Origin of the sequence: Cupriavidus sp. OTU4054 (assembly GCF_038440175.1) — a bacterium.
GTDB classification, from domain to species: domain Bacteria; phylum Pseudomonadota; class Gammaproteobacteria; order Burkholderiales; family Burkholderiaceae; genus Cupriavidus; species Cupriavidus pauculus_D.
Genome location: NZ_JASATF010000035.1, coordinates 22,553 through 47,948, shown reverse-complemented (window position 1 = coordinate 47,948; position 25,396 = coordinate 22,553). Strand labels below are relative to the sequence as shown.

Sequence of the window (25,396 nt, the reverse complement as noted above, 5' to 3'; positions counted from 1 at the left end):
GACCTGCGGTCAGAGCGGGATCAGCTCAGACGACCGTGGCATTGCTTGAACTTCTTGCCCGAACCGCACGGGCACGGATCGTTGCGGCCGACCTTCGGCATGCCGGCCAGCGCCACGTCGCCCCCCATCGCGGCGGAGGCGGCAACCGCCGTGCCGCGGCGTGCCAGCGACGCGTCTTCCACGGATTCGCCACCCTCGGCGAACTCGTCGTGCTTGTACTGCACGTTCTCGAGGTGGGCCAGGCCCTCCTCGATCTGCTCGGACGCCTGCTCGAGCTGCTCCGGCGACTGGATCTGCACGTTGAAGATCACGCGCGTGACTTCGGCGCGAATCACGTCCAGCAGACGCGCGAACAATTCGAACGACTCGCGCTTGTATTCCTGCTTCGGATCCTTCTGCGCATAGCCGCGCAGATGGATGCCCTGGCGCAGGTGATCGAGCGCGGCCAGATGCTCGCGCCAGTGCGTGTCGATGCTCTGCAGCATGACCGAGCGTTCGAATCCCGCGAACGACTCGCGGCCCACCTGATTCACCTTGGCGTCGTACTGCTCGCGCGCCGCGGTCATGATCAGGTTCAGCAGTTCTTCGTCCTCGATGCTCTGCGCGCCCTCGATGGTCGCGGCCAGCGGCACCGTCAGGCCCCAGTCGTCGCGCAGGCGCTGCTCGAGGCCCGCCACGTCCCACTGTTCTTCCATCGACTCGGCCGGCACGTGCTCGCGGAACATTTCCACGAGTTCGCTCTCGCGCAGGTTGCCGACCATCTCGCCAACGTCCTTCGACTCGAGCACGTCGTTACGGAGCTTGTAGATCTCCTTGCGCTGGTCGTTGGCAACGTCGTCGTACTGCAGCAGCTGCTTGCGGATATCGAAGTTGCGGCCTTCTACCTTGCGCTGCGCCGATTCGATCGAGCGCGTGACGATGCCGGCCTCGATCGGCTCGCCCTCGGGCATCTTCAGGCGTTCCATGATCGCGCGCACGCGGTCGCCCGCGAAGATACGCAGCAGCTGGTCGTCGAGCGACAGGTAGAAGCGCGAGGAACCCGGATCGCCCTGGCGGCCCGCGCGGCCGCGCAGCTGGTTGTCGATACGGCGCGATTCGTGGCGCTCGGTGCCGACGATATGCAGGCCGCCGGCCGCCTTGACGGCGTCATGCAGCGATTGCCATTCGTCCTTGAGCTGCGCGATGCGCACGGCCTTCTCTTCGTCGGACAGGCTCGCGTCCGCCTCGATGAAACCCGCCTGCTTCTCGACGTTGCCGCCGAGCACGATGTCGGTACCGCGGCCGGCCATGTTGGTCGCGATCGTGATCATCTTCGGACGGCCCGCCTGCGCGACGATCTCCGCCTCGCGCGCATGCTGCTTGGCGTTGAGCACCTGATGCGGCAGCTTTTCCTTGTTCAGCAGATCCGACAGGTATTCAGACGTCTCGATCGACGTCGTGCCCACGAGCACCGGCTGGCCGCGCTCGTAGCAGTCGCGGATGTCGCGCACCACGGCGTCGTAGCGTTCCTTCGACGTCTTGTAGATCTGATCCTGCAGATCCTTGCGCTGGGCCTGGCGGTTGGTCGGGATCACGACGACCTCGAGGCCGTAGATCTCCTGGAATTCGTACGCTTCCGTATCGGCCGTGCCGGTCATGCCGGCCAGCTTCTCGTACATGCGGAAGTAATTCTGGAACGTGATGGTCGCCAGCGTCTGGTTTTCCTGCTGGACCGTCACGCCTTCCTTGGCTTCCACGGCCTGGTGCAGGCCGTCGGACCAGCGGCGGCCCGTCATCAGGCGGCCCGTGAATTCGTCGACGATGATCACCTCGTCGTTCTGCACCACGTAGTGCTGGTCGCGATGGAACAGGCTGTACGCGCGCAGCGCGGCATACAGATGGTGCATCAGCGTGATGTTCTGCGGCGCGTAGAGCGATTCGCCCTCGCCGATCAGGCCCTGCTGCGCGAGGATCTGCTCGGCCTTCTCGTGGCCGGCCTCGGTCAGGTAGACCTGATGGCCCTTCTCGTCGACGTAGTAGTCGCCGGGCTTCTCCACGCCGGTACCGTCGGCCTTTTCCTCGCCGATCTGGCGCTCCAGCAGCTTCGGAATGCCGTTCATGCGCTGGTACAGATCGGTCTGGTTCTCGGCCTGGCCCGAAATGATCAGCGGCGTACGCGCTTCGTCGATCAGGATCGAGTCCACCTCATCGACGATCGCGTAGTTCAGCGGACGCTGCACGCGCTGCGACGGGTCGTAGACCATGTTGTCGCGCAGGTAGTCGAAGCCGAACTCGTTGTTCGTGCCGTACGTGATGTCCGCGGCGTAGGCGGCCTGCTTCAGGTCGTGCGGCATCTGCGAGAGGTTCACCCCCACCGACAGGCCCAGGAAGTTGTACAGGCGGCCCATCCACTCGGCATCGCGCTGCGCGAGGTAGTCGTTCACGGTCACGACGTGCACGCCCTTGCCCGTGATGGCGTTCAGGTAGACGGCCAGCGTCGCGGTCAGCGTCTTGCCCTCGCCCGTGCGCATTTCGGCGATCTTGTTGTCGTTCAGCACCATGCCGCCGATCATCTGCACGTCGAAGTGCCGCATCTTCATGACGCGCTTGCTGGCCTCGCGGCAAACCGCGAAGGCTTCGGGCAGCAGCGCCTCGAGCGATTCGCCACCGGCGTGACGCTGACGGAAGGTCTCGGTCATGCCGCGCAGCTCGTCGTCCGAGAGCGTTTCGAACTTCGGCTCGAGCGCGTTGATCTGCGCGACCGTGCGGCGGTATTGTTTGATCAGCCGTTCGTTGCGGCTGCCGAAGACTTTCTTGAGAAGGCCCGTGATCATCGAGTGCTTTCACCTGCGCGCGCCGGTCGGTTGAAGCTGCGATCGGCGGCGCGAGACATTGGAAACGTTGGCGCTGGAAAAAACTGGCGCGAAACGCCGAGTTTATCACGCGCCCGAGGCGCGGCCCGGCCCTTGCCACCCCGGTTTGACGTAACCCCGGGAGCCGGGTTCACTACCTAGCGGATGGCCGCACGGTCGGTCGGCGTGGGCGCCGTCGCCGTCATCAGAAAACCTGCCGGATTGCGCGCCTGGCCATCGACGTGCACTTCGAAGTGCAGATGCGCCCCCGTGGAGCGGCCCGTACTGCCCACCTGCGCGATATTCTGGCCCGCGCGGACGAGGTCGCCGTTCCTGACCAGCGAGCGCGAAACGTGCGCATAACGCGTCTTGAGGCCGTTGCCGTGGTCGATGTCGATCATATTGCCGTACTCGTGGTGCCACTCCTGCGCCACCACCACGCCGCCCGCCGCGGCGACGATCGGCGTGCCGGCCGGCGCGGCGAAGTCCACGCCGTCGTGCTGCACGCGCCGGCCCGAGAACGGGTCGATGCGGGCGCCGAAGCTCGAGGCGTTATATCCGGTCGCCACCGGCATCACGCGCGGCAGGCGCTTGTCGCTCAGCTGGCGGTCCTGCAGCGTGGTCTCGACGACGTTGAAGTAGTCGGCGCGGTGGTCGGCGTCCTCGCCGAGCTGGCGCAGCGCGGCATCGAGGTCGGGCAGCGTGAGGTCGGACGATGCCGATCCGGGCGACCTGGCCGGGCGCTCCGGGCCGCCGCGGGGCGGCACATGGCGGAAGTCGAAATCCTGCGGCGAGATTCCCGCGAGGCCGGAGACGCGCTCCCCGAGCGCGTCGAGGCGCACCATGCGCGCCTGCAGTTCGCCGACCCGCGTGGCCATGACGGCCAGGTTCTCGCGCAGATAGTCGTTGTCGCGCGCGACCGCGGAGGTCCCGGCGGTCCGGCTCGCGAACAGCCACGTGAGCCCCGACGAGACGGCGGCCACGACCGCGCACATCAGCACGAGCGCCAGCGCGACGCGCAGACGCGTCAGCTCGAACCGCAGCACGCGCGTGCCGCGCGGATGCACCATGATGACCTGCATGACATTACCCCTTCCGACCAAGGCCCGGCGACCGGGCATGCATGCCGGCATGCTCCGGCGCTCTCGTGGGCACCGGATTGCACGCTAGAATTCACGGCATGCGAATGTTCACACACCACGCGCTCCAGACGCAGGCCGCCAAGCCGCTGAACGACTGGCTGGAAAAAGCCGGTCCGGTGTCGTCCCTGATGCGGACGGCGCGGGATCTGGCGTCATTGGAAGCGGAAGTCCTGTCGCTGCTGCCACAAGGCCTGCAGGGCCTGCGGTCGGGCATCTCGGTGGCCGGCATCAAGCACGACAACCGTGGACCGCAGTCGGAGCACACCTTGCTGCTGCTGGCCGCCCACGGCGCCGCGGCGGCGCGCGTGCGCCAGGTGGCGCCGACGTTACTTGCCCGGCTGCAGCAGCGGGGCTCGCAGGTTACCGCAATCCGGGTACGGGTACAACCTGAGGCCGGGCGCGGAGACTGGGACACGGGCCCTGTCGTGCGGCAGCGCCAGCGCGACATGACGCCGCTGGGCCTCTCCAGCATGGACCAGCTGTCGCGCAGCCTGCCGGACTCGCCGCTGAAGGCGGCCGTCGATGCGCTGCTGGCGCGGCACGGCCGGCGCTAGCGCCTTCTCCCTTCCCCTTCCCCTTCCCCCTCCGGCCGCTATGCGGCCGCGGTCGGCGGCAGAAAGCTGGCCACCGCGTCGAGGAACGCCGCGGGCGCCTCCGAGAACGTGAAGTGCCCCGCGTCTTCGAGCACGACCAGCCGCGCGCCCGGAATCCCGCGCGCGAGCGCCCGGCCGGCACGCGGCGGGCATACCCAGTCTTCCCGTCCGACGATCACCAGCACGCGCGCCGCGATCCCGCCCAGGCGCGGCCGCAGGTCGTATCCCGGCGCGAGCGCCGTCATGAAGTGCCGCATCATCGGGACGTCCATTGCGCTCAGCGCCGTCAGCCGCGGCGGCACATGCATATGGTCGGGCGCCGCGTAGAACGGCCCGACCTCGCGAAAGAAGTCGGCCACGCTCTCGTCGCTGATGTCGCCACCGAACACGCGGCCGGCCACCGCGAGCGTCCCGGGGCCCGCGCGCGACGCCAGCGACGGCGCCGGTTCGGCGCCTTCCTCCTCGGTAATCGGCTGTACGGTCGGCGAACTGCCGCACAGGATCATGCCCGCGACGAGCGCCGGGTGGCGCAGCGCGAGATGCATCGCGACGAATCCGCCGGCCGAATGCCCGAACACGTGGACGTAGGGGAGGCCCAGCGACGCGCATAGCGCCGCCACGTCGTCGGCCATCTGCTCGAGCGTGCAGGTCTCGAGCGGCGGACGGCCGGAGCGCCCCTGCCCACGCAGATCGACATAGAGCAGTTGCGCGTGGTCGCGCAGCGGCCCGAGGCCGGGCTTCAGGTAGGCATGGTCGAAACCGAGCCCGCCGTGCAGCACGACGAGCACCGGCTTGCGAAGAAGTTCGCCGTTGCCGGGGTCGTACTCGGCGCCGTCGATGTCATAGAAGAGCGTGGTGTCGTGGATACGGGCGTACATGCGGGTCCTGTGTGGGCGCCGGGTTGGCGCGGCCGCATCAGGGTGACAGCCGCCACCGCGCGCTTCGCTCGCAATTGCCCGCATTCCCGCGAATCGCATCGCCGATACAAAGCGACACAGCGCCGGACGAAAAAAAAGGGCTCTCGTGACGAGAGCCCTTGATGGCATGCACCCGGTCTTCAGGCGAAGGCGGGCTGCACCTGCGGCAGGAACGCGACCGGCGCGTCCTCCACCTTGTCGAACGTCACGATTTCGTACGCTTCCTGGTCCGCCAGCAACGCACGCAGCAGCTGGTTGTTGAGACCGTGGCCCGACTTGTGCGCGACGTAGGCGCCGATCAGCGGATGGCCGATGACATAGAGATCGCCAATCGCATCGAGGATCTTGTGGCGCACGAATTCATCGCCGTAGCGCAGTTCCTCGTTGTTCAGCATGCGGTGCTCGTCCAGCACGATCGCATTGTCGAGGCTGCCGCCACGCGCCAGGCCCATCTCGCGCAGCGCTTCCACTTCGTGGGCAAAGCCGAACGTGCGGGCACGCGCGATCTCGCGGACGTAGCTGGTGTCGGCGAAGTCGATCGAGAACGTCTGGCCCGTCTTGTCCACGGCGGGGTGGCGGAAGTCGATCGTGAACGCGAGCTTGAAGCCAAAGAACGGTTCCAGGCGCGCGAGCTTGTCGCCTTCACGCACTTCCACGGCCTTCTTGACGCGGATAAAACGCTTGGCGGCCGACTGCTCCTCGATGCCTGCCGACTGGAGCAGGAACACGAACGAGGCCGCGCTGCCGTCCATGATCGGAATTTCCTCGGCGTCCACATCGACGTAGAGATTGTCGATGCCGAGGCCCGCGCAGGCGGACATCAGGTGCTCGACCGTCGAGACGCGCGCGCCGTTCTTCTGCAGCACGGACGCGAGACGTGTATCGCCGATGGCCGACGCGGCGACGGGAATCTCGACCGGCTCGGGCAGATCGACGCGGGTGAAGACGATACCGGCATCGACGGGTGCGGGACGCAGGGACAAGGTCACCTTGCGGCCGGAATGCAACCCGATACCGACGGTCTTTACGAGAGATTTGATGGTGCGCTGTTTGAGCATGACCGCCTCAACGATGGCTGGCTAATCCTGCATTAAGCTTTCTATTGCTTAAAGCTATTAGCCCTACTTTTCAATAACGCAATACTACCACCGCACTGTGTACTGCGCTGCACCACTTTGTTTCGGGGTGTTAGCAATACCGTCATATATTGCGAATAGATCACAATATGGCAGGTGGCCGTGTCAGCCGCGCAACGCCTCGAGGATGGCTTCGGCACTGCTGACCTTGAATTCGCCCGGACCTTCCACGGCCAGATGCGTGACCACGCCATCATCGACGATCATCGCGTAGCGCTTGGCGCGCACGCCGAGGCCGCGACCGCCGAGATCCTGGTCGAGACCGAGCGCGCGAGCCCATTCGGCGGCGCCGTCGGCCATCATGCGAACCTTGCCGCCAGCCTGCTGCTCGCGGCCCCACGCGCCCATCACGAACGCATCGTTGACCGAGTGACACCAGATCTCGTCGACGCCGGCGGCGCGCAGCTCGTCGGCCAGCGCGACGTAGCCGGGCACATGCTTGGCCGAGCAGGTCGGCGTGAACGCGCCGGGCAGGCCGAACACCACCACCTTGCGGCCCTTCACCAGTTCGGACACCGGAAACGCATTGGGACCGAGCGCGCAGCCGCCCGTCTCGACCTCGAAGAATTCATAAAGCGTGGCGTCGGGCACGCGGTTACCAACGGCGATCATGCGGAGTGTCCTTTCGGGTGGAAGCCTGCCTGCATCATAGGGGCCGATGCGGCCCCGGCCAAGCGGCGCTCATGCGGGTGGCAATTGAAACACGTTTTCAGGAATGCCGTCCGCCCGGCATCCCGGCGCGCTGGGGAGCGTACCGGAATGCCGGGCGGACAAGATCGGCGAGCGATTCGGCGAACGAACGACGACAGCACAACATCCCGCCGCCGGGCAGGGCGGGCACAGTCCGGGGAGGCGGCCACTTGGCACGCCCGTCCCGGCAACGGGATGTGGACGGAGGCTTTTCCTGCGGCGTCGCTTGACGGCCGGCCGAAGTCAGGACGAGTCAGGTCCCGCGTGGCATGAGCGGATGGGGAGCGCTCATGTCACGCGCATTGGGGCCTGGCGCGTTCTGTCTGGCACGGCCGCTACGCGGCACCGCCGGACCCGACTCAATCCGCCTGCTTGCGCAGGAACGCGGGAATGTCGTACGTGTCGACGCCCTTCTCCTGCAGCGCGGCCACGTGGGCCGATGCCGATTCCCGCGACGAACGCCATACCGCCGGCGTGTCCAGGCCGCTGTAGTCCGGCGACGCGTGGCTCGGAGCGGCAACCATGCCGGCCATCATCTGCACCGGGTTGTTGTCGGTACCGGTCTTCAGCAGCGTCATCGGCTGCTGCTTCTTGGCCGAACGGCCCAGGCCCGTGGCCACCACGGTCACGCGCAGCGCGTCGCTCATCGAATCGTCGTACACCGTACCGAAGATCACGGTCGCATCTTCCGCGGCGTAGCTGCGGATGGTGTTCATGACTTCCTTGGTTTCCGACAGCTTCAGCGAGCGGCTGGCCGTGATGTTCACGAGCACGCCACGCGCGCCCGACAGATCGACGCCTTCCAGCAGCGGGCTGGCCACGGCCTGCTCAGCCGCCAGACGCGCGCGGTCCACGCCGGACACGGTTGCCGTGCCCATCATGGCCTTGCCCTGCTCGCCCATGACGGTCTTCACGTCTTCGAAGTCGACGTTCACCAGACCATCGACATTGATGATCTCGGCGATGCCGGCCACGGCGTTGTGCAGCACGTCATCCGCGCACTGGAAGCACTTGTCCATCTCGGCGTCGTCGCCCATGACTTCGAACAGCTTCTCGTTCAGCACGACGATCAGCGAGTCCACCGACGACTCCAGCTCGCTCGAGCCATGCTCGGCGACCTTCGCGCGGCGCGCGCCTTCGAACTCGAACGGCTTGCTGACCACGCCCACCGTCAGGATGCCCATGTCCTTGGCCACCTGCGCCACGATCGGGGCCGCGCCCGTACCGGTACCGCCGCCCATGCCGGCAGTGATGAAGACCATGTGCGCCCCACGCAGCGCATCGGCGATCTGCTCGCGCGCCTGTTCGGCGCAATTGCGGCCGACCTCCGGCTTGGCGCCGGCGCCGAGACCCGTGTTGCCGAGTTGCAGCACGCGCGAAGCGGTCGAACGCTTCAGCGCCTGCGCGTCGGTGTTCATGCAGATGAATTCCACACCCTGCACGCCGCGGCTGATCATGTGCTGCACGGCGTTACCGCCCGCGCCACCCACGCCAACCACTTTGATGATGGTGCCGTCCTGCATCTCCGATTCGATCATGTCAAAGTCCATCACTGCCTCCGAGAAGAATCAGTCCCCAAACGCTGCAGCCTCCCCGCCGCAACCCTTGGTTTCTGAACAAAAAAACAAAAAAAGAAAACGTTAAGAAACCGAAAACCCAACGCGAAAGAAACGGGTCAGAAATTTCCGACGAACCATTCCTTCATGCGTGTCCATACCTGCTTTACCGAACCGCTCTGCACGGCCACCTTGCGGCCGCGCATCCGTTGCACGCGTCCTTCGAGCAACAAACCCATGACCGTGGAATAGCGCGGGCTCTTCACCACCTCGTGCAGGTTGCCGCGATACTCGGGCACCCCCACGCGCACGGGTTTCAGGAAGATGTCCTCGCCCAGTTCCACCATGCCCGGCATCATCGCGGTACCGCCCGTGATGACCACGCCCGAGGACAGCAGTTCCTCGTAGCCCGACTCGCGCACCACCTGATGCACGAGCGAATACAGTTCCTCGATGCGCGGCTCGATCACCGCGGCCAGCGCCTGGCGCGACAGCGTGCGCGTACCGCGGTCGCCCACGCCGGGCACTTCGATCATGTCTTCCGGATCGGCAATCGCCTGCTTGGCGATGCCGTACTGGATCTTGATGTCCTCGGCATCGGGCGTCGGCGTGCGCAGCGCCATCGCGATGTCGTTGGTGATCTGGTCGCCGGCGATCGGAATCACCGCCGTATGGCGGATCGCGCCTTCGCTGAAGATCGCGATGTCGGTCGTGCCGCCGCCGATATCGACCAGCACCACGCCGAGTTCCTTTTCGTCCTCGGTCAGCACCGCGAGGCTCGAGGCCAGCGGCTGCAGGATCAGGTCGTGCACTTCCAGCCCGCAGCGGCGCACGCACTTGACGATGTTCTGCGCCGCGCTGACCGCGCCCGTCACGATATGCACCTTCACCTCGAGGCGGATGCCGCTCATGCCGATGGGCTCGCGCACGTCTTCCTGACCGTCGATGATGAATTCCTGCGTGAGGATGTGCAGGATCTGCTGGTCGGTCGGGATATTGACCGCCTTGGCGGTCTCGATCACGCGCGCCACGTCGGTCTGCGTGACCTCCTTGTCCTTGATCGCGACCATCCCGCTCGAATTGAAGCTGCGGATATGGCTGCCCGCGATGCCCGTGAAGACTTCCGAGATCTTGCAGTCGGCCATCAGCTCGGCTTCCTCGAGCGCGCGCTGGATCGACTGCACGGTGGCCTCGATATTGACCACGACCCCCTTCTTCAGCCCCTTGGACTCGGATTGGCCCATCCCGATCACCTCGTAGCTGCCGTCGGGGCGCAGTTCCGCGACCACCGCCGCCACCTTCGAGGTGCCGATGTCCAGACCAACCAGAAGGTCCTTGTATTCCTTGCTCATCGAGTTTTCTCCGCGTTCTTGCTCTTGAGTCGCGTCGGATTGTTGTTGGGACTGTTGCCTGCCGCGCCACGCGCTGCCGCCGCGGCCGCCGCCTTGGCCGCTGCCGCCGCCTGCGCATCGGTCAGGAAGCGCACGTTGGCCGCGCGGATCGCAAAGCCGTTGGGATAGCGCAGATCCGCATAATCGATCTGCCGGCCCCACTGCTCGGTGACCTGCGGCCATGCGGTGACGAACCGCCTGACCCGGGCTTCCATCGCGGCGCGATCCTCGTCGGTCTGCTCGCGGCCGAGTTCGACGACCATGCCGTTGGACAGCCGCGCGCGCCACGCATAGCGCGACGACAGCGCCACCGCCAGCGGCTCCGCCTTCAATGGCTTGAACCACTCGCGCATGACCTCGAGCTTCTCGACCACGTCGCCCTCGCTGTCCGGCGGCCCGTCGAGCGCCAGCAGCTGGGCATCCTCTTCCGCCTCGGCGGTGTTCGCGACGAACACCTCCCCGTACGTATTGATCAGGCGGCCGCTGTCCGCACCGCCCCACGTGCCGAGGGCCTCGTGCTCTTCCACTTCCACCGCGAGACCGTTCGGCCATTCGCGGCGCACGCTCGCGCGCCGCACCCAGGGCACCGACTCGAACACCTGGCGCGCGGCATTGAGGTCGAGCGTGAAGAAGTTGCCCGACAGCTTGCCCAGCGCATTGGCGCGGACGCTCGGTCCGTTGACGTGACGCAGCGTCGCGCCGTCCATCGACGACAGATCGACATGGGTAATGGCGAACACCGGCCGCTGGGCCAGCCACAACAGGCCGGCCGCGAGCGCCATCAGCGCCACCAGCGCATAGAGCGCGGAGGCGATGATGTTGAGCAGGCGTGCGTTATGCCACATATCTTTCGTCGGACTCGGGTTACTCTGGCTTCCAGTGTTCGTTCGGGTGCAGCTCCAGCGTGGCCTGCGCCACCACCTGCAGCACGAAATCCTCGTAGCTGATGCCGGCCGCGCGCGCGGACATCGGCACGAGCGAATGGCCGGTCATGCCGGGCGAGGTATTCATTTCGAGCAGGTAAGGCTTGTTGTCGCGCGTGAGCATGACGTCGGCACGCGCCCATCCGCGGCAGCCGAGCACGCGGAACGCATCGACCACGAGCTGCTGCACTTCGGCTTCCACCTCGGGCGGCAGGCCCGACGGGCACAAGTATTGGGTAACGTCAGTAAAGTATTTATTTTGATAGTCGTAGTTCGACTCGGGCGCGACAATCTTGATGACCGGCAGCGCTTCGGCGGTGGCGCCCTCCCCTACCACGGGGCAGGTCAGCTCGTCGCCGTCGATGAACGACTCGGCAATCACGTCGAGGTCGAGCGAGGCCGCTTTCTCGTAGGCGGCGCGCATCTGGTCCGCGGCGGTGACCTTGGTCAGGCCGATCGACGACCCTTCGCGCGCCGGCTTGACGATCAGCGGCAGCCCCAGATCCCGCACCACGGCCGCGAAATCGGTATCCGCGCGCAGCATCGCGAAGCGCGGCGTCGGCAGGTCGTGCGTGATCCACAGGCGCTTGGTCGCCTGCTTGTCCATCGCCAGCGCGGACGCGAGTACGCCGCTGCCGGTATAGGGAATGCCGAACTGCTCGAGCAGCCCCTGCATCGTCCCGTCCTCGCCGTAGCGGCCATGCAGCGCGATAAAGACGCGGTCGAACTTCTCGGCGACGAGGTCCGTCAGCGGACGGAGCGCCGGATCGAAGCCGTGGGCATCCACGCCACGCGCCTGGAGCGCGGCCAGCACGCCGTTGCCGGACAGCAGCGAAATCTCGCGCTCGGCCGAACGGCCGCCGAACAGCACGCCGACCTTGCCCAGGGATTTCGGATCGATATTGGGTTGGGCGACGAAGCTCATGCCTGGCCTCCTGCCGGTTGCTGATGGGACACGAGTTGTCCCGGAATGCCGCCGATCGAGCCTGCGCCCATCGTCACGACCACGTCGCCAGGGCGTACCGCGGTGAGGATCGCCTGCGACATCTCGTCCATCTGTTCCACGAAAACGGGCTCCACCTTGCCGGAGACACGTAGCGCGCGCGTGAGCGCCCGGCCGTCGGCCGCGACGATCGGCTGCTCGCCGGCCGCGTAGACCTCGGCCAGCAGCAGCGCATCGACGGTGCCCAGCACCTTCACGAAATCCTCGAAGCAGTCGCGCGTCCGCGTAAAGCGGTGCGGCTGGAAGGCCAGCACGAGCCGGCGGTCCGGGAACGCGCCGCGCGCGGCGGCCAGCGTCGCGGCCATTTCCACGGGATGGTGGCCGTAGTCGTCCACGAGCGTGAACGTGCCGGTGCCGTCGGGCGTCGCCACCTCGCCGTAGCGCTGGAAGCGGCGGCCCACACCGTGGAACTCGCGCAGCGCCTTGACGATGGCCGCGTCGGGGACTTCGAGCTCGGTGGCGATCGCGATCGCCGCCAGCGCGTTCTGGATGTTGTGCAGGCCCGGCAGGTTCAGCACCACGTCGAGCGGCGGCTCGGTATGGCCGTTGATCTGGCGCAGCACCGTGAAGTGCATCTGGCCATCGACGGCGCGCGGATTCACCGCGCGCACCTGCGCGTCCTCGGCAAAGCCGTAGCGCACGATGGGCTTCGACACGAACGGCAGGATCTCGCGCACGTTCGGATCATCGACGCACAGCACCGCGATGCCGTAGAACGGCAGCCGCTGCGTGAACTCGATGAACGCCTGCTTGAGCCGCGCGAAGTCGTGCCCGTAAGTGTCCATGTGGTCCGCGTCGATGTTCGTGATGACTTCCATCACCGGGAACAGGTTCAGGAACGACGCGTCCGATTCGTCGGCCTCGGCCACGATGAAGTCGCCCGTGCCCAGGCGCGCGTTCGCGCCCGCGGAGTTGAGGCGGCCGCCGATCACGAAGGTCGGATCCAGTCCGCCCTCGGCCAGCACCGAGGCCACGAGGCTCGTGGTCGTGGTCTTGCCGTGCGTGCCGGCAATGGCCACGCCCTGCTTGAGCCGCATCAGTTCGGCCAGCATGACCGCGCGCGGCACCACCGGGATACGGCTCGCACGCGCGGCCAGCACCTCGGGATTGTCGTTCGTGACGGCGGTCGACACGACCACCGCGTTGGCGCCCACCACGTTGGCGGCATCGTGCCCGTGGGCCACGCGCGCGCCGAGCGATGCCAGCCGCTTCGTGGCCGCATTGCTGCCCACGTCCGAACCCGAGACCTTGTAGCCCAGGTTCAACAGGACCTCCGCGATGCCGCTCATGCCGGCACCGCCGATCCCTACGAAGTGGATGTTCTTGACGATATGCTTCATCGATTCCGTTCTGTCATGCGCCCGCCATCTGGCGGCAAATCTCGGCGACGCGCCGGGTTGCCTCCGGTTTGGCCAGGCCGCGCGCCATGCGCGCCATGTCTTTCAATTGCGGCCGCGACAGGTTGGCCAGCGTCTGTGCCAGCCCCTGCGCGGTCAGTTCATGTTGTGGCACCAGCAGCGCCGCGCCCTGTTTCGACAGGAAGGCGCCGTTGGTGGTCTGGTGGTCGTCCACCGCGTGCGGAAACGGTACGAACAGGGCCGCCACACCGGCGGCCGCCACTTCCGATACCGTCATCGCGCCCGCGCGGCAGATGACCAGATCGGCCTCGGCATACGCCGCGGCCATGTCGTCGATAAACGGCAGGCACTCGCCCGCCACGCCGGCGGCGGCGTAGTTGGCACGCAGCTGATCGATCTGCTTCGCGCCGGCCTGATGCCGCACCACGGGCCGCGCCGCCTCGGGCAGCAGCGCGATGGCCTTCGGCACGACGTCGTTCAGCGCGGCCGCGCCGAGGCTGCCGCCCACGACCAGCACGCGCAGCGGACCGGTGCGACCGTCGTAACGCTGCTCCGGCGCCGCCAGATGCGTCACCTCGTCGCGCACCGGATTGCCCGTCCATTCGCTGTTCGGCAGCGCGTCCGGAAACGCGCACAGCACGCGGTCCGCCACCTTCGCCAGCACCTTGTTGGCAAGGCCGGCGACCGAGTTCTGCTCGTGCAGCACGAGCGGCCGGCCCAGCAGCGAGGCCATCATGCCGGCCGGGAACGTGATGTAGCCTCCCATGCCGAGCACCACGTCGGGCCGCACGCGGCGCAGCGCGCCGATGCTCTGCCAGAACGCGCGCAGCAGGTTCAGCGGCAGCAGCAGCTTGGTCACGAGGCCCTTGCCGCGCAGCCCGCCGAACTGGATGAACTCCATCGGAATGTCGTACTTCGGCACCAGCGTGGCTTCCATGCCCGTGCGATTGCCGAGCCAGACCACGCGCCAGCCGTCGTCGCGCAACGCCCGCGCGACCGCCAGCCCCGGGAACACGTGTCCCCCGGTGCCGCCGGCCATCACGAGCAGCGTGCGATCGGTCATACCTTCCCTCCACGCATCAGGACGCGATTCTCGTAATCGATGCGCAACAGGATCGCCAGGGCGACGCAGTTCATCAGAATCCCCGAACCGCCGTAGCTCACCAGCGGCAGCGTCAGCCCCTTGGTGGGCAGCAGCCCGAGGTTCACGCCCATGTTGATGAAGGTCTGCCAGCCGATCCACACGCCGATGCCCTTGGCCACGAGTCCCGCGAACGTGCGGTCCAGCTGTAGCGCCGTGCGGCCAATGCCGAACGCGCGGCGCACGAGCCAGTAGAACAGCACGATCATCACGAGCACGCCGATAAAGCCGAATTCCTCGCCAATCACGGCGAGGATGAAGTCGGTATGCGCTTCGGGCAGGTAGTGCAGCTTCTCGATGCTGCCGCCCAGCCCCACGCCCGTCCATTCCCCGCGGCCGAACGCGATCAGCGAGTGCGTGAGCTGATACGCCTTGCCCAGCGCGTTGCTCTCTTCCCACGGATTCAGATACGCGAAGATCCGCTCGCGCCGCCAGGGCGACGCGGTGATCAGCAGCGCGAACGCACCCACGGCCACGCCGACGAGGCCCGCGAACAGCTTGCCGTTGATGCCGCCGAGAAACAGGATGCCCATGGCCACCGCGGCGATCACGAGGAACGCGCCCATGTCAGGCTCCAGCAGCAGCAGCATGCCGACCACCACCACGGCCACGCCCATCGGCAGGAAGCCCTTGGACACGGTCTGCATCCACTCCTGCTTGCGCACCGTGTAGTTCGCCGCGTACAGCACCACCGCCAGCTTCATGAGCTCGGACGGCTGGAAGTTCATCACGCCGAGCGGAATCCAGCGCCGCGCGCCGTTCACGCCCTTGCCGACGAACGGCACCAGCACCACGATCAGCAGCACCAGCGCGATCACGAACAGCTTGGGCGCATAGCGGTCCCACACCTTGACCGGAATCTGGAACGCAACCAGCGCCGCGGACAGCCCGATGAGCAGCGCGAACGCATGCCGCATCAGGAAGTGGCTCTCGCGGTAATTGGCATAACGCGGCGAATCCGGCAGCGCGATGGATGCCGAATAGACCATCACCAGGCCGAACGCGAGCAGCACGATCGACACCCACAGCAGGGGCTGGTCGTACTCCATCATGCGGGAACGCGTCGGCTTGACCCCCGAGACGGCATCGCGCAGGCCACCCCACGCGTTACCGATGGTGGCGCCGATGAAGCCGCTGCGCTTGACCTGTGCGTCGTTCATGGCAGGATCCCCCGGGACAGTGCCAGTTCTTCCACCGCGCCGCGGAACACCTCGGCGCGATGCACGTAATTGCGGAACATGTCGAAACTCGCGCAGGCCGGCGACAGCAGCACCACGTCACCGGCATGGGCGAGCCCCGCCGACTGCAGCACCGCCGCCTCGAGCGACTCGGCCTCCACGAGGTTCGCCCCCGTGCCCTGCAGCGCCGCGCGCAGCTCGCCCGCGGCCTTGCCGATCAGCACCACCGCGCGCGCGTATTGCGCGACCGGCGCCGCCAGCGGCGAAAAATCCTGCCCCTTGCCTTCGCCGCCGACGATCAGCACCACGCGCTTGTCCAGCCCGTTGAGCGCCGCCACGGTGGCGCCGACATTGGTACCCTTGCTGTCGTCGAAGTACTCCACTTCGTCGATCGTCGCGACCCACTCCACGCGGTGCGGCTCGCCGCGGTACTCGCGCAGGCCATGCAGCAGCGCGGACATCGGCAGATCGATCGCGCGGCAGAGCGCCAGCGCGGCCATCGCGTTGGTCGCGTTGTGCAGGCCGCGGATATGGAGCGCGTCCGCCGGCATCAGGCGCTTGTGGCGCACGGGCACCGCTTCCTCGACCGCCCCGGCCGCCTGCTTGCGGCGGCGCGGCTTCGGCTCGCCATCCGACTCGCTGTCCGGTTCGGCCAGCACGATCCACGGCATGCCGCCTTCGCGCAGCACGCCGTAGCTGCCCACGTTCTCGGGCAGGTCCGTCCCGAAGGTGACAGGCACCGTGCCCTTGCGCGCCATGTCCATCGTCAGGCGGTCGTTGCGGTTGAGCACCTGCACGCAGTCCTTGTCCGCCGGCCCGAACACGCGCGCCTTGGCGGCCGCGTAGGCTTCCATCGTCCCGTGCCAGTCCAGATGGTCCTGCGAGACATTGAGCACGGTCGCCGCGTGCGGCGCCAGCGAGAACGTGTATTCGAGCTGAAAGCTCGACAGCTCGAGCACCCAGACGTCGGGCAGCGTCGCGCCGTCGATGCAGGCCGACAGCTTGTCGAGCGCGGACGGGCTGATATTGCCGGCCACCGCGACGGTCTTGCCGGCGCGCTCGACCAGCCGTCCCGCCAGCGCGGTCGTGGTGGTCTTGCCGTTCGTGCCGGTAATCGCGAGCACACGCGGCGCGTAGCCGGAGACCCCTTCCAGATAGCCGAGCGCCTGCGCGAACAGTTCGATCTCGCCCCACACGGGGATGCCGCGCGCCTGCGCCGCGTCCAGCAGCGCGCGCGTGGCCGGCTCGTTCGGCGACAGGCCCGGGCTGATCGCCACGAGCGTCACGTCTTCCAGCAGGGCCTCGGTGAACGCGCCCCCCGCAAACGCGGCGCCGGTCACTTCGGCCTGCAGCGTGCTCAGGTTGGCAGGCGCCTCGCGCGTGTCGGCCACGCGCACGCGGCAGCCGTTCCGGCCGCACCAGCGTGCCATGGCCAGCCCCGACTCGCCGAGGCCCAGTACCAGCACATGAGGTTTCTGCAACGCGCCAAACACTTCGTATTCCTGCCTTTTATCCAGTTGATCCGTCGGTACGATCGATTTACCGCAGCTTCAGCGACGAGAGCCCGATGAGCACGAGCAGCATCGTGATGATCCAGAACCGCACCGTCACCTGCGTTTCCTTCCAGCCGCTCAGCTCGAAGTGGTGGTGCAGCGGTGCCATGCGGAACAGCCGCCGGCCCTCGCCGTAACGGCGCTTCGTAAACTTGAACCACGTGACCTGCAGCATCACCGACAGCGTTTCCACCACGAAGATGCCGCCCATCACGAACAGCACGATTTCCTGCCGCACGATGATCGCGATCGTGCCTAGCGCGCCGCCGAGCGCCAGCGCGCCCACGTCGCCCATGAATACCTTGGCCGGGTGCGCGTTGAACCAGAGGAACGCGAGCCCCGCGCCGGCCATCGCCGAGCAGAAGATCAGCAATTCCCCCGCGCCCGGGATATGCGGGAACAGCAGGTACTTGCTGTACACCGAGCTGCCCATCACGTACGCGAACACGCCCAGCCCGCCGCCGACCAGCACCACGGGCATGATCACGAGGCCGTCGAGACCGTCGGTCAGGTTCACCGCGTTGCTCGAGCCGACGATCACGAAGTACGACAGCACGATGAAACCGGCCACGCCCAGCGGATAGCTGACCTCCTTGAAGAAGGGCACGATCAGGTTCGTCTTGTACGGCACGTCCGCGAGGAAGCCGCCCTCGATCCAGCTCAGGAACAGCGTCCACACGCGCACGTTGCTCGCTTCCGACACCGAGAACGCGAGATAGGTCGCGGCCACGAGGCCGATCAGCGTCTGCCAGAAAAACTTTTCGCGACTCGACATGCCGCGCGGGTCGCGATACACCACCTTGCGGTAGTCATCGACCCAGCCCACCGCGCCGTAGCCCAGCGTGACCAGCATCACCACCCAGATGAAACGGTTGCCCCAGTCGCACCACAGCAGCGTGGAGATGGCGATCGAGATCAGCACGAGCACGCCGCCCATCGTCGGCGTACCCGACTTCACGAGGTGCGTCTGCGGGCCGATCGTGCGCACGGCCTGGCCGATCTTCATTTCGGTCAGGCGACGGATGACCCACGGACCGAATCCGAGACCGATCACCAGCGCGGTGAGGTTGGCCATCACCGCGCGGAACGTCAGGTAGTTGACGACCCGCAGGAAGCTGTAATCGTTTTGCAGCCACTGGGCCAGAGCCAATAACATCTTTAGTCTTTTCGTGATTGAACGGGAGTGGATGCGACCAGCGCATCGACGATCCGTTCCATGCGCATGAAGCGCGATCCCTTCACCAGCACGGCGCCCGCATCTGCCACCGTCCCTCCCACGAGCGCCTGCACGAGTGCCTCGGCGCTCTCCATGTGTGTGGCGCCTTTGCCAAACGCCTTGACCGTATGCACGGCCAGCTCGCCGGTCGCCCACAGCGCACCGACCCCGCGCTCGCGCGCATAGGCACCGATTTCCGTATGGAACGCCGGCCCCTGATCGCCCACCTCGCCCATGTCGCCGAGCACGAGCACGCGCGGCGCGGCAAACCCGGCCAGCACGTCGATCGCGGCGCGCATCGAGTCCGGATTCGCGTTGTAGGTATCGTCGATCAATACGACGCCCGTGGCGGTGTGCTTCACCTGCAGACGGCCCTTGACCGCCGAGAACCCGGCCAGTCCGGCCTGAATGGCCGGGATATCGACCCCGGCCGCGAGCGCGCAGGCCGTGGCGGCGAGCGCGTTGCGCACGTTGTGCGTGCCCAGCAGTTGCAGCCGTACATCGAACGTCTTGCCCGGCGCCGTCACGTGCAGCACCTGCACGCCGTCCTCGAGCGTGACCGTCGCGCGGACATCCGCAGCGGCGTCGGTACCGAACGACAGCACGGGGCGGTTGCCCGCCGCCGCGCGCCAGACATCGGCATGCGCGCCGCCGCTTTCGGCGTCGATCGGGAACACGGCAACGCCATCGGCCGGCAACGCGGCGATCGCATGCGCATGCTCCGCCGCCACGGCCGCCACGCTGACCATGAATTCCTGATGCTCGCGCTGGGCGTTGGTGATGACGGCGACGGTCGGCTGCGCGATGCGCGCCAGGTACACCGTCTCCCCCGGATGGTTCATGCCGAGTTCGAGCACGGCCAGCTTGTGGTGCGCGCGCAGGCGCAGCACCGTCAGCGGCAGGCCGATATCGTTGTTCAGGTTGCCGCCCGTGGCCAGCCGGTCGGCCTCGCCGACGGCCGCCGCGAAGATGGCGGCGATCATTTCCTTGACCGTGGTCTTGCCGTTGCTGCCCGTCACGGCCACCGTCGGCGGCGTGAACGCACGGCGCCAGCCGGCAGCGAGGTCGCCGAGCGCGAGACGCGTATCGGGCGCGACGATCGCGGGCACCCCCACGTCGACGTCGCGGCTGACGAGCACCGCGGCCGCGCCGCGCGCCACCACGTCGGCAAGAAAGTCATGCGCGTCGAACCGGTCGCCGCGCAGCGCGACGAACAGGTCGCCGGGTGCCACGGTGCGGCTGTCGGTATGCACGCGCGAGAACGCGCGCGTGCCGTCGCCGAGCACCTTCGCGCCGTCGATCCAGCCGGCGGCCTGCCGCAGCGTGGTCATCATCGTATTCATGTCGGGGGTCATGCGGACACCCCCCGGGTACCGAGCGTCAGGCGCACGTGCTCGCGATCGGAGAACGGACGCTTGCGCCCCTGGATCTCCTGCGTCGCTTCATGGCCCTTGCCGGCCACGAGCACCACGTCGGCGGATGCCGCATGCTTGATTGCGTAAAGGATCGCGGCGGCGCGGTCCTCGATCTGGCGCGCGCGCGAACGGTCCTGCATGCCGTCGGCAATTGCGTCCAGGATGTGCTGGGGATCCTCGCTGCGCGGATTGTCGCTGGTCAGCACGACCTCGTCGGCCAGCCGTTCCGCCACTTCGCCCATCAGCGGGCGCTTGGTCGCGTCGCGGTCGCCGCCGCAGCCGAACACGCACCACAGCCGGCCCTGCCGCGCGGCTGCGACGGGCCGCAGCGCGGCCAGCGTCTTGGCCAGCGCGTCGGGCGTATGCGCGTAGTCGACCACCGCGAGCGGCGCGTCGTGGCCTCCGAACAGTTCCATGCGGCCATCCACGGGCGCGAGCGTGCGCAGCGCGGCGACCGCGGCGTCCCATGCGACGCCGTTGGCGAGCGCGGCGCCGAGCACCGCCAGCAGGTTGCTGACGTTGAACGCGCCAATCATCGGTGTCATCAGGTCGGCGCTGCCAAAGCTGCCATCGATATGGAAAGCCGTGCCGGTCGCCGTGGCGCGCACGTTGGTCGCACGCAGCCATGCCGCGCGCGCGGCCGTCGGCGCGGCATCGCCATCGATGCCGTACTCGATCACGCGCGGCGCGGTGGTTCCCGCCGCATCGCCCGCGAGCAGGCGCTGGCCCATCGCGTCGTCACGGTTGATCACCGCGACGCCCAGGCCCTCCCAGCGGAACAGCAACTGCTTGGCCGCCTCGTACTCGGCCATCGTGCCGTGATAGTCGAGGTGGTCCTGCGTCAGGTTCGTCAGCACGGCCACACCGAAGCGCGTGCCCGCGACGCGGCCCTGCTCGAGCCCGTGCGACGATACTTCCATCGCCACGGCCCGCGCGCCCGCGTCGTGCAGATCGGCCAGGCTCTGCTGCAGCTGCACGGCATCGGGCGTGGTGAAGCCCGTCATATGCAGCGCGTCGGGGAAACCCGTGCCCAGCGTGCCGATGGTCGCGCACGGCGTACCGGCGGCCCGCAGCACGCGCGCCAGCCATTGCGCGCAGGAGGTCTTGCCGTTGGTGCCGGTAATACCCGTCACGGCAAAGTCGCGTTCGGCGATGCGATACCAGCCCGCGGCGATCGGGCCCGCCAGACGATGGAGGCCGCGGATCGCCAGATGCGGGGCGGCGTCTCCGTCCCGCCAGGCGTAGCCGTCCGCCTCGTACACCACGGCCGAGGCGCCGGCGGCAATCGCGCCCGCGATATGCGGCCGGCCATCGGTCGCCAGACGCGCATTGCCCAGCACGTACGCGAAGAACACGTCGTTCGGCGCCAGCCGGCGCGTGTCGCCGGTCAGGCGCGCACCGGCTGGCACCCGCGCATGCAGCCAGGCCAGCGCGTCGCTGGCCTGTGCTTGGACATCGGAGGGGAGCATCGGCTTGTCCGTCATGGCGTTGCCACCCAGGGCTCGCTCTCCTGCACCTTGTCGCTGACCATGAGCTGGCGAATCGGCGAATCGGGCTGGACATTCAGCGCGCGCAGCGTGCCGCCCATGATCTGCGAAAACACCGGACCCGCCGCCGCGCCGCCATAGTGGCTGCCGGCCGTCGGTTCATCGACGCTCACCGCGACGATCACGCGCGGGTTCGACATCGGCGCCAGGCCGATAAACGATGCGCGGTACTTGCTGCGGTCGTAGCCGCGGCCCACGTGCTTGTAGGCGGTACCGGTCTTGCCCCCGACGCGATAGCCCATCACCTGCGCCTCGGGCGCGGTACCGCCGGGCGCCGTCACGGTCTCGAGCATCGCGCGCACGTCGCGCGCCACCTGCGGCGACAGCACGCGCTCGCCCGTGGCGGGGCCGTTGGTCTTGAACATCGACACCGGAATGATCTCGCCGTCGTGCGCGAAGATCGTATAGGCGTGCGCGATCTGGAACAGCGACACCGACAGGCCGTAGCCGTACGACATGGTCGCCTGCTCGATCGGCCGCCAGCTCTTGAACGGACGCACGCGGCCGGCCACCGCGCCCGGGAAGCCGATCTTCGGCGCCTGGCCGAGGCCGACGCTGGTAAACATGTCCCACATTTCCTGCGGCTTGAGCATCATCGCGATCTTGGTCGTGCCGATGTTGCTCGACTTCTGGATCACGCCGCCCACGGTCAGCGCGCCGTAGTTGTGCGTATCGGTGATCGTCGCGCCTTCGAAGTTGTACTTGCCGGTGGTCTGGACCACCGTCGATGGCGTCACGCGCTTCAGCTGCAGCGCGAGGCCCACCGTAATCGGCTTCATCATCGAACCGGGCTCGAACGTGTCGGTCAGCACGCGGTTGCGCAGCTGCTCGCCCGTCAGGCGCGAGCGGTCGTTGGGGTTATAGGTCGGCCAGTTCGCCAGCGCCAGCACCTCGCCGGTCTGCGCGTCAAGCACCACCGCGCTCACGGCCTTGGCCTTGCTGCGCTCGGCGGCGGCCTTCACTTCGTTGAAGGCCAGGTACTGGATCTTCGCGTCGATCGACAGCTGCATGTCGCGGCCGTCGCGCGGCGTCTTCAGGATGCCGACGTCCTCGACCACGCGGCCGAGGCGGTCCTTGATGACCTGACGCGCGCCGGGCTTGCCCGCCAGCATGTCCTCGCGCGCGAGTTCCACGCCTTCCTGACCCTTGTCCTCGACGTTGTTGAAGCCGACGATGTGCGCCATCGCCTCCCCTTCCGGGTAGAAGCGCTTGTATTCACGCGTCTGGTGAATGCCCTCGATCTTGAGCGCGGCGATCTTGTCGGCCGCGTCCGGCAGCACCTGGCGCTTCAGGTAGACGAAGCTCTTGTCCTCGTCGAACTTGCGCTGCAGGTCCTTTTCGGACATTTCGAGCAGCTTCGCGAGCTGGCGCCGGTCCGCCGCGGAAATATCGTTCGGCACGTCCTCGGGCACAGCCCAGACGGCCTTCACCGGCAGGCTCGTGGCGAGCACGAGGCCATTGCGGTCCAGAATCTTGCCGCGCGTGGCGGGCAGTTCCAGCGTGCGCTGGAAGCGCTTCTTGCCCTCGGCCTCATAGAACTGGTTGCCGGGCCCCTGGATCCACAGCGCGCGCGCGGCCAGCGCCGCGAACGCCGCGAACATCAGGAACACGACGAACTTCGAGCGCCACATCGGCAGACGCAGGCCCAGCACGGGGCTCGCCGAAAACTGGCCCGTGCGCGGACGCGACTGCGGCTGTGCCTGCTGGCGAGAGGCATTGTTACCGCGCGCGCGGGCGCCGAGGCTCGGACGGGCCAGACTCATTTGCTTGCCTCCGGCGCCGCAGCGCTCGCGGCCGAACCTGCGGCCGTATTGGCGACGGATCCGGGCGCGGGCAGCGCCACGCCGGCCAGATACTGCGTCTTGCCCGGCATGACGGGCGCCATCTTCAGCTGCGTGCGTGCCGCGTCGGCAATGCGCGCGCTCTTGCCGAGCGCGCTCTGCTGGTACTGCAGGCGGGACCAGTCGATATCGAGCTGCTTCTCCTCCGCCTGCGCGCGCTCGAGCGCGACGAACAGCGTGCGCGCCTGATGCTGGGCACCGACGAGCGACAGCGCGCAGAACACCAGCGCGGCGAGCAGGAAGAAGGTCAGGCGGTTCATGCGGTCACCGCCCCGGCAGAGAGTTTCTCGGCCACACGCATCACGGCGGAGCGCGCGCGCGGGTTGTCGGTCACCTCCTGCTCGCTCGGCTTGAAGCGGCCAAGCAGTTTCAGCGTGGGCTGCGGCAGGTCGGCCGCGCGCAGCGGCGCGCGGCGCAGCGCCGGGTCGGCATCCATCTGCGGACGCGCGTGCGCCTGCATGAACCGCTTGACGATGCGGTCCTCGAGCGAGTGAAAGCTGATCACCACGAGGCGGCCTCCGACCTGGAGCAGTTCGTATGCCGCCTTCAGACCTCTCTCGAGGTCCTCAAGCTCTTGATTGACGAAAATCCGTAGAGCCTGAAAGGTGCGGGTCGCAGGGTCCTGGCCCTTCTCGCGTGTTTTGACGGCTTTCGCCACGAGCGCGGCAAGGTCGGCAGTAGTGGCGATGGGTCCGCCATCGCCGGGTTCGCGCCGGCGAGCAACAATCGCCTTTGCAATCTGTACAGCAAACCGTTCTTCCCCATAGTCTCGTATCACCCTGGCAATGTCCTGCTCGTCCGCCTGCGCGAGCCATTCGGCCGCGGTCATGCCGCGCGTGGTGTCCATGCGCATGTCCAGCGGGCCATCGAAACGAAAGGAGAACCCCCTCGCCGCCTCGTCGATCTGGGGCGAGCTGATCCCCAGGTCGAGCAACACCCCCGCGAGCGGCGCACGACCGGACAGGCGTTCGCCCATCGTGCCGAAGCTCGCGTGCTCAATGGAGAAGCGGGCATCCTGGATGGTGCCCGCTTCTGCGATTGCTGCCGGATCCTTGTCGAACGCGACGAGCGCCCCGGCTGGTCCCAGCCGCGCGAGGATGGCGCGGCTGTGCCCGCCCCGGCCGAAGGTGCCGTCCACATAGGCGCCGTCGGGCCGCCAGACGAGCGCCTCGACGGCTTCGTCCAGCAACACGGTGCGATGGCGCAGGGCGGTGGTCCCCGGCGTTCCGGTAGGGCTCATGACCTCTTCAGAAAGAGAATTGCTTCAACGCTTCCGGCATGCCCTGCGCCATCGCCTGCTGTTCCTTGGCGGTGTACGTCGCGGCATCCCAGATTTCGAAATGACTGCCCATGCCGAGCAGCATGACCTCTTTGTCGAGCGTGGCGGCCGTGCGCAGCTCCGGTGCAATCAGCACGCGGCCGGCGCCGTCCATGTCCACGTCGGCGGCATTCCCCAGAAAGATGCGCTTCCACCAGTGCGCGTCCATCGGCAGTGCCGCAATGCGGTTACGGAAGGATTCCCATTCGGGTCGCGGAAACAGCAACAGGCAGCCGTCCGGGTGCTTGGTCAGCGTCACCCGGCCCTCGGCCTGCTGATGCAGCGCCTCGCGATGCCGCGCCGGAATGGACATCCGGCCCTTGGCATCCAGCGAAAGCGCCGAAGCTCCCTGGAACAAACTCTCTCCCCCCGTGGGCGCTGCGACTCGAATCCACTAGCTTCCGGGAATGATCGCAGCAATGCACCCCTAAATCACACAAAAACACACTTGCTCACACAATTTCCCACTTTAGAGTAAGCACTTTGGCCGGTCAAGGCTGCGCAACAGGGGAGAAAAGGGGGTTTTTCGAATCAGAACAAAGACTTAGCGCGCCAACCTCACGCACCATGACAGTGAAATATCAATGAAATGAAGATCTTAGGGAGTAAACCGGAGAAACCACCTGAGAACCGTCCGAGGACACCGC

21 protein-coding genes are annotated in these 25,396 nt (G+C 67.2%); 1 reads left to right on the top strand and 20 read right to left on the bottom strand.

From position 1 onward, the window contains the following. Positions 1-20: 20 nt before the first annotated feature. Both secA and AAHB16_RS28895 read right to left on the bottom strand, forming a co-directional pair. The gene (gene secA / locus AAHB16_RS28900; protein WP_150373666.1) at positions 21-2,813 is read right to left on the bottom strand and encodes a preprotein translocase subunit SecA; all 2,793 of its coding nucleotides are present in this window, start codon (positions 2,811-2,813) and stop codon (positions 21-23) included. Between the two features lie 176 nt (positions 2,814-2,989). Continuing rightward, positions 2,990-3,913, bottom strand: a complete 924-nt coding sequence (locus AAHB16_RS28895; RefSeq protein WP_342052598.1) for a M23 family metallopeptidase — start codon at positions 3,911-3,913, stop codon at positions 2,990-2,992. Positions 3,914-4,011: 98 nt separating this feature from the next. Here AAHB16_RS28895 and AAHB16_RS28890 point away from each other — a divergent pair, with 98 nt between their 5' ends. Further along, a complete protein-coding gene (locus AAHB16_RS28890) occupies positions 4,012-4,527 on the top strand; it encodes a DciA family protein (RefSeq protein WP_150373664.1) in 516 nt (171 codons plus the stop codon). A gap of 38 nt (positions 4,528-4,565) precedes the next feature. Here the strand turns inward: AAHB16_RS28890 and AAHB16_RS28885 are convergent, their stop codons facing one another. The 18 genes from AAHB16_RS28885 to mraZ form a co-directional block, all read right to left on the bottom strand. Further along, complete coding sequence (locus AAHB16_RS28885) at positions 4,566-5,444, bottom strand: alpha/beta fold hydrolase (RefSeq protein ID WP_342052597.1); 879 nt, start codon at positions 5,442-5,444, stop codon at positions 4,566-4,568. 179 nt (positions 5,445-5,623) lie between these two features. Continuing rightward, positions 5,624-6,541: a UDP-3-O-acyl-N-acetylglucosamine deacetylase gene (lpxC, locus tag AAHB16_RS28880; RefSeq protein ID WP_150373662.1), complete on the bottom strand. Its 918-nt coding sequence runs from the start codon at positions 6,539-6,541 to the stop codon at positions 5,624-5,626. A 183-nt stretch (positions 6,542-6,724) separates the two neighbouring features. Continuing rightward, entirely contained in the window at positions 6,725-7,231 is a 507-nt protein-coding gene (locus AAHB16_RS28875; protein ID WP_150373661.1) for a peroxiredoxin, read from the bottom strand. Between the two features lie 437 nt (positions 7,232-7,668). Continuing rightward, positions 7,669-8,859 carry a cell division protein FtsZ gene (gene ftsZ / locus AAHB16_RS28870; RefSeq protein ID WP_150373660.1) on the bottom strand — a complete coding sequence of 397 codons (1,191 nt, stop codon included), beginning with the start codon at positions 8,857-8,859 and terminating at the stop codon, positions 7,669-7,671. Positions 8,860-8,984: 125 nt separating this feature from the next. After that, complete coding sequence (gene ftsA, locus AAHB16_RS28865; RefSeq protein WP_017227546.1) at positions 8,985-10,217, bottom strand: cell division protein FtsA; 1,233 nt, start codon at positions 10,215-10,217, stop codon at positions 8,985-8,987. Continuing rightward, the gene (locus AAHB16_RS28860) at positions 10,214-11,101 is read right to left on the bottom strand and encodes a cell division protein FtsQ/DivIB (protein WP_150373659.1); all 888 of its coding nucleotides are present in this window, start codon (positions 11,099-11,101) and stop codon (positions 10,214-10,216) included. Before AAHB16_RS28860 ends, ftsA begins: the two co-directional genes overlap by 4 nt. Before the next feature lie 19 nt (positions 11,102-11,120). Further along, complete coding sequence (locus tag AAHB16_RS28855; RefSeq protein WP_150373658.1) at positions 11,121-12,104, bottom strand: D-alanine--D-alanine ligase; 984 nt, start codon at positions 12,102-12,104, stop codon at positions 11,121-11,123. After that, positions 12,101-13,522, bottom strand: coding sequence for a UDP-N-acetylmuramate--L-alanine ligase (gene murC / locus AAHB16_RS28850; RefSeq protein ID WP_150373657.1), 1,422 nt, complete (start codon positions 13,520-13,522; stop codon positions 12,101-12,103). The genes AAHB16_RS28855 and murC overlap by 4 nt, the downstream gene beginning before the upstream one ends. 13 nt (positions 13,523-13,535) lie before the next feature. Beyond that, positions 13,536-14,603: an undecaprenyldiphospho-muramoylpentapeptide beta-N-acetylglucosaminyltransferase gene (gene murG / locus AAHB16_RS28845; protein WP_150373656.1), complete on the bottom strand. Its 1,068-nt coding sequence runs from the start codon at positions 14,601-14,603 to the stop codon at positions 13,536-13,538. Continuing rightward, positions 14,600-15,841: a putative lipid II flippase FtsW gene (gene ftsW / locus AAHB16_RS28840; RefSeq protein WP_150373655.1), complete on the bottom strand. Its 1,242-nt coding sequence runs from the start codon at positions 15,839-15,841 to the stop codon at positions 14,600-14,602. Before ftsW ends, murG begins: the two co-directional genes overlap by 4 nt. Next, positions 15,838-17,352 carry a UDP-N-acetylmuramoyl-L-alanine--D-glutamate ligase gene (gene murD / locus AAHB16_RS28835; protein WP_150373654.1) on the bottom strand — a complete coding sequence of 505 codons (1,515 nt, stop codon included), beginning with the start codon at positions 17,350-17,352 and terminating at the stop codon, positions 15,838-15,840. The genes ftsW and murD overlap by 4 nt, the downstream gene beginning before the upstream one ends. A gap of 46 nt (positions 17,353-17,398) precedes the next feature. Then, complete coding sequence (gene mraY, locus AAHB16_RS28830) at positions 17,399-18,568, bottom strand: phospho-N-acetylmuramoyl-pentapeptide-transferase (RefSeq protein ID WP_109580034.1); 1,170 nt, start codon at positions 18,566-18,568, stop codon at positions 17,399-17,401. Between the two features lie 2 nt (positions 18,569-18,570). Next, entirely contained in the window at positions 18,571-19,962 is a 1,392-nt protein-coding gene (locus AAHB16_RS28825) for a UDP-N-acetylmuramoyl-tripeptide--D-alanyl-D-alanine ligase (RefSeq protein WP_342052604.1), read from the bottom strand. Positions 19,963-19,979: 17 nt separating this feature from the next. After that, entirely contained in the window at positions 19,980-21,527 is a 1,548-nt protein-coding gene (locus AAHB16_RS28820) for a UDP-N-acetylmuramoyl-L-alanyl-D-glutamate--2,6-diaminopimelate ligase (protein WP_342052596.1), read from the bottom strand. After that, the gene (locus AAHB16_RS28815) at positions 21,524-23,353 is read right to left on the bottom strand and encodes a peptidoglycan D,D-transpeptidase FtsI family protein (RefSeq protein WP_150373652.1); all 1,830 of its coding nucleotides are present in this window, start codon (positions 23,351-23,353) and stop codon (positions 21,524-21,526) included. The genes AAHB16_RS28820 and AAHB16_RS28815 overlap by 4 nt, the downstream gene beginning before the upstream one ends. Then, on the bottom strand, positions 23,350-23,691 hold the full coding sequence (gene ftsL / locus AAHB16_RS28810; RefSeq protein ID WP_150373651.1) for a cell division protein FtsL: 342 nt from the start codon (positions 23,689-23,691) through the stop codon (positions 23,350-23,352). Before ftsL ends, AAHB16_RS28815 begins: the two co-directional genes overlap by 4 nt. Continuing rightward, positions 23,688-24,671: a 16S rRNA (cytosine(1402)-N(4))-methyltransferase RsmH gene (gene rsmH / locus AAHB16_RS28805; protein WP_150373650.1), complete on the bottom strand. Its 984-nt coding sequence runs from the start codon at positions 24,669-24,671 to the stop codon at positions 23,688-23,690. The genes ftsL and rsmH overlap by 4 nt, the downstream gene beginning before the upstream one ends. A 7-nt stretch (positions 24,672-24,678) precedes the next feature. Next, positions 24,679-25,107 (bottom strand): division/cell wall cluster transcriptional repressor MraZ, encoded by a 429-nt coding sequence (mraZ, locus tag AAHB16_RS28800; protein ID WP_150373649.1) that lies wholly within the window; start codon positions 25,105-25,107, stop codon positions 24,679-24,681. Positions 25,108-25,396 lie beyond the last annotated feature (289 nt).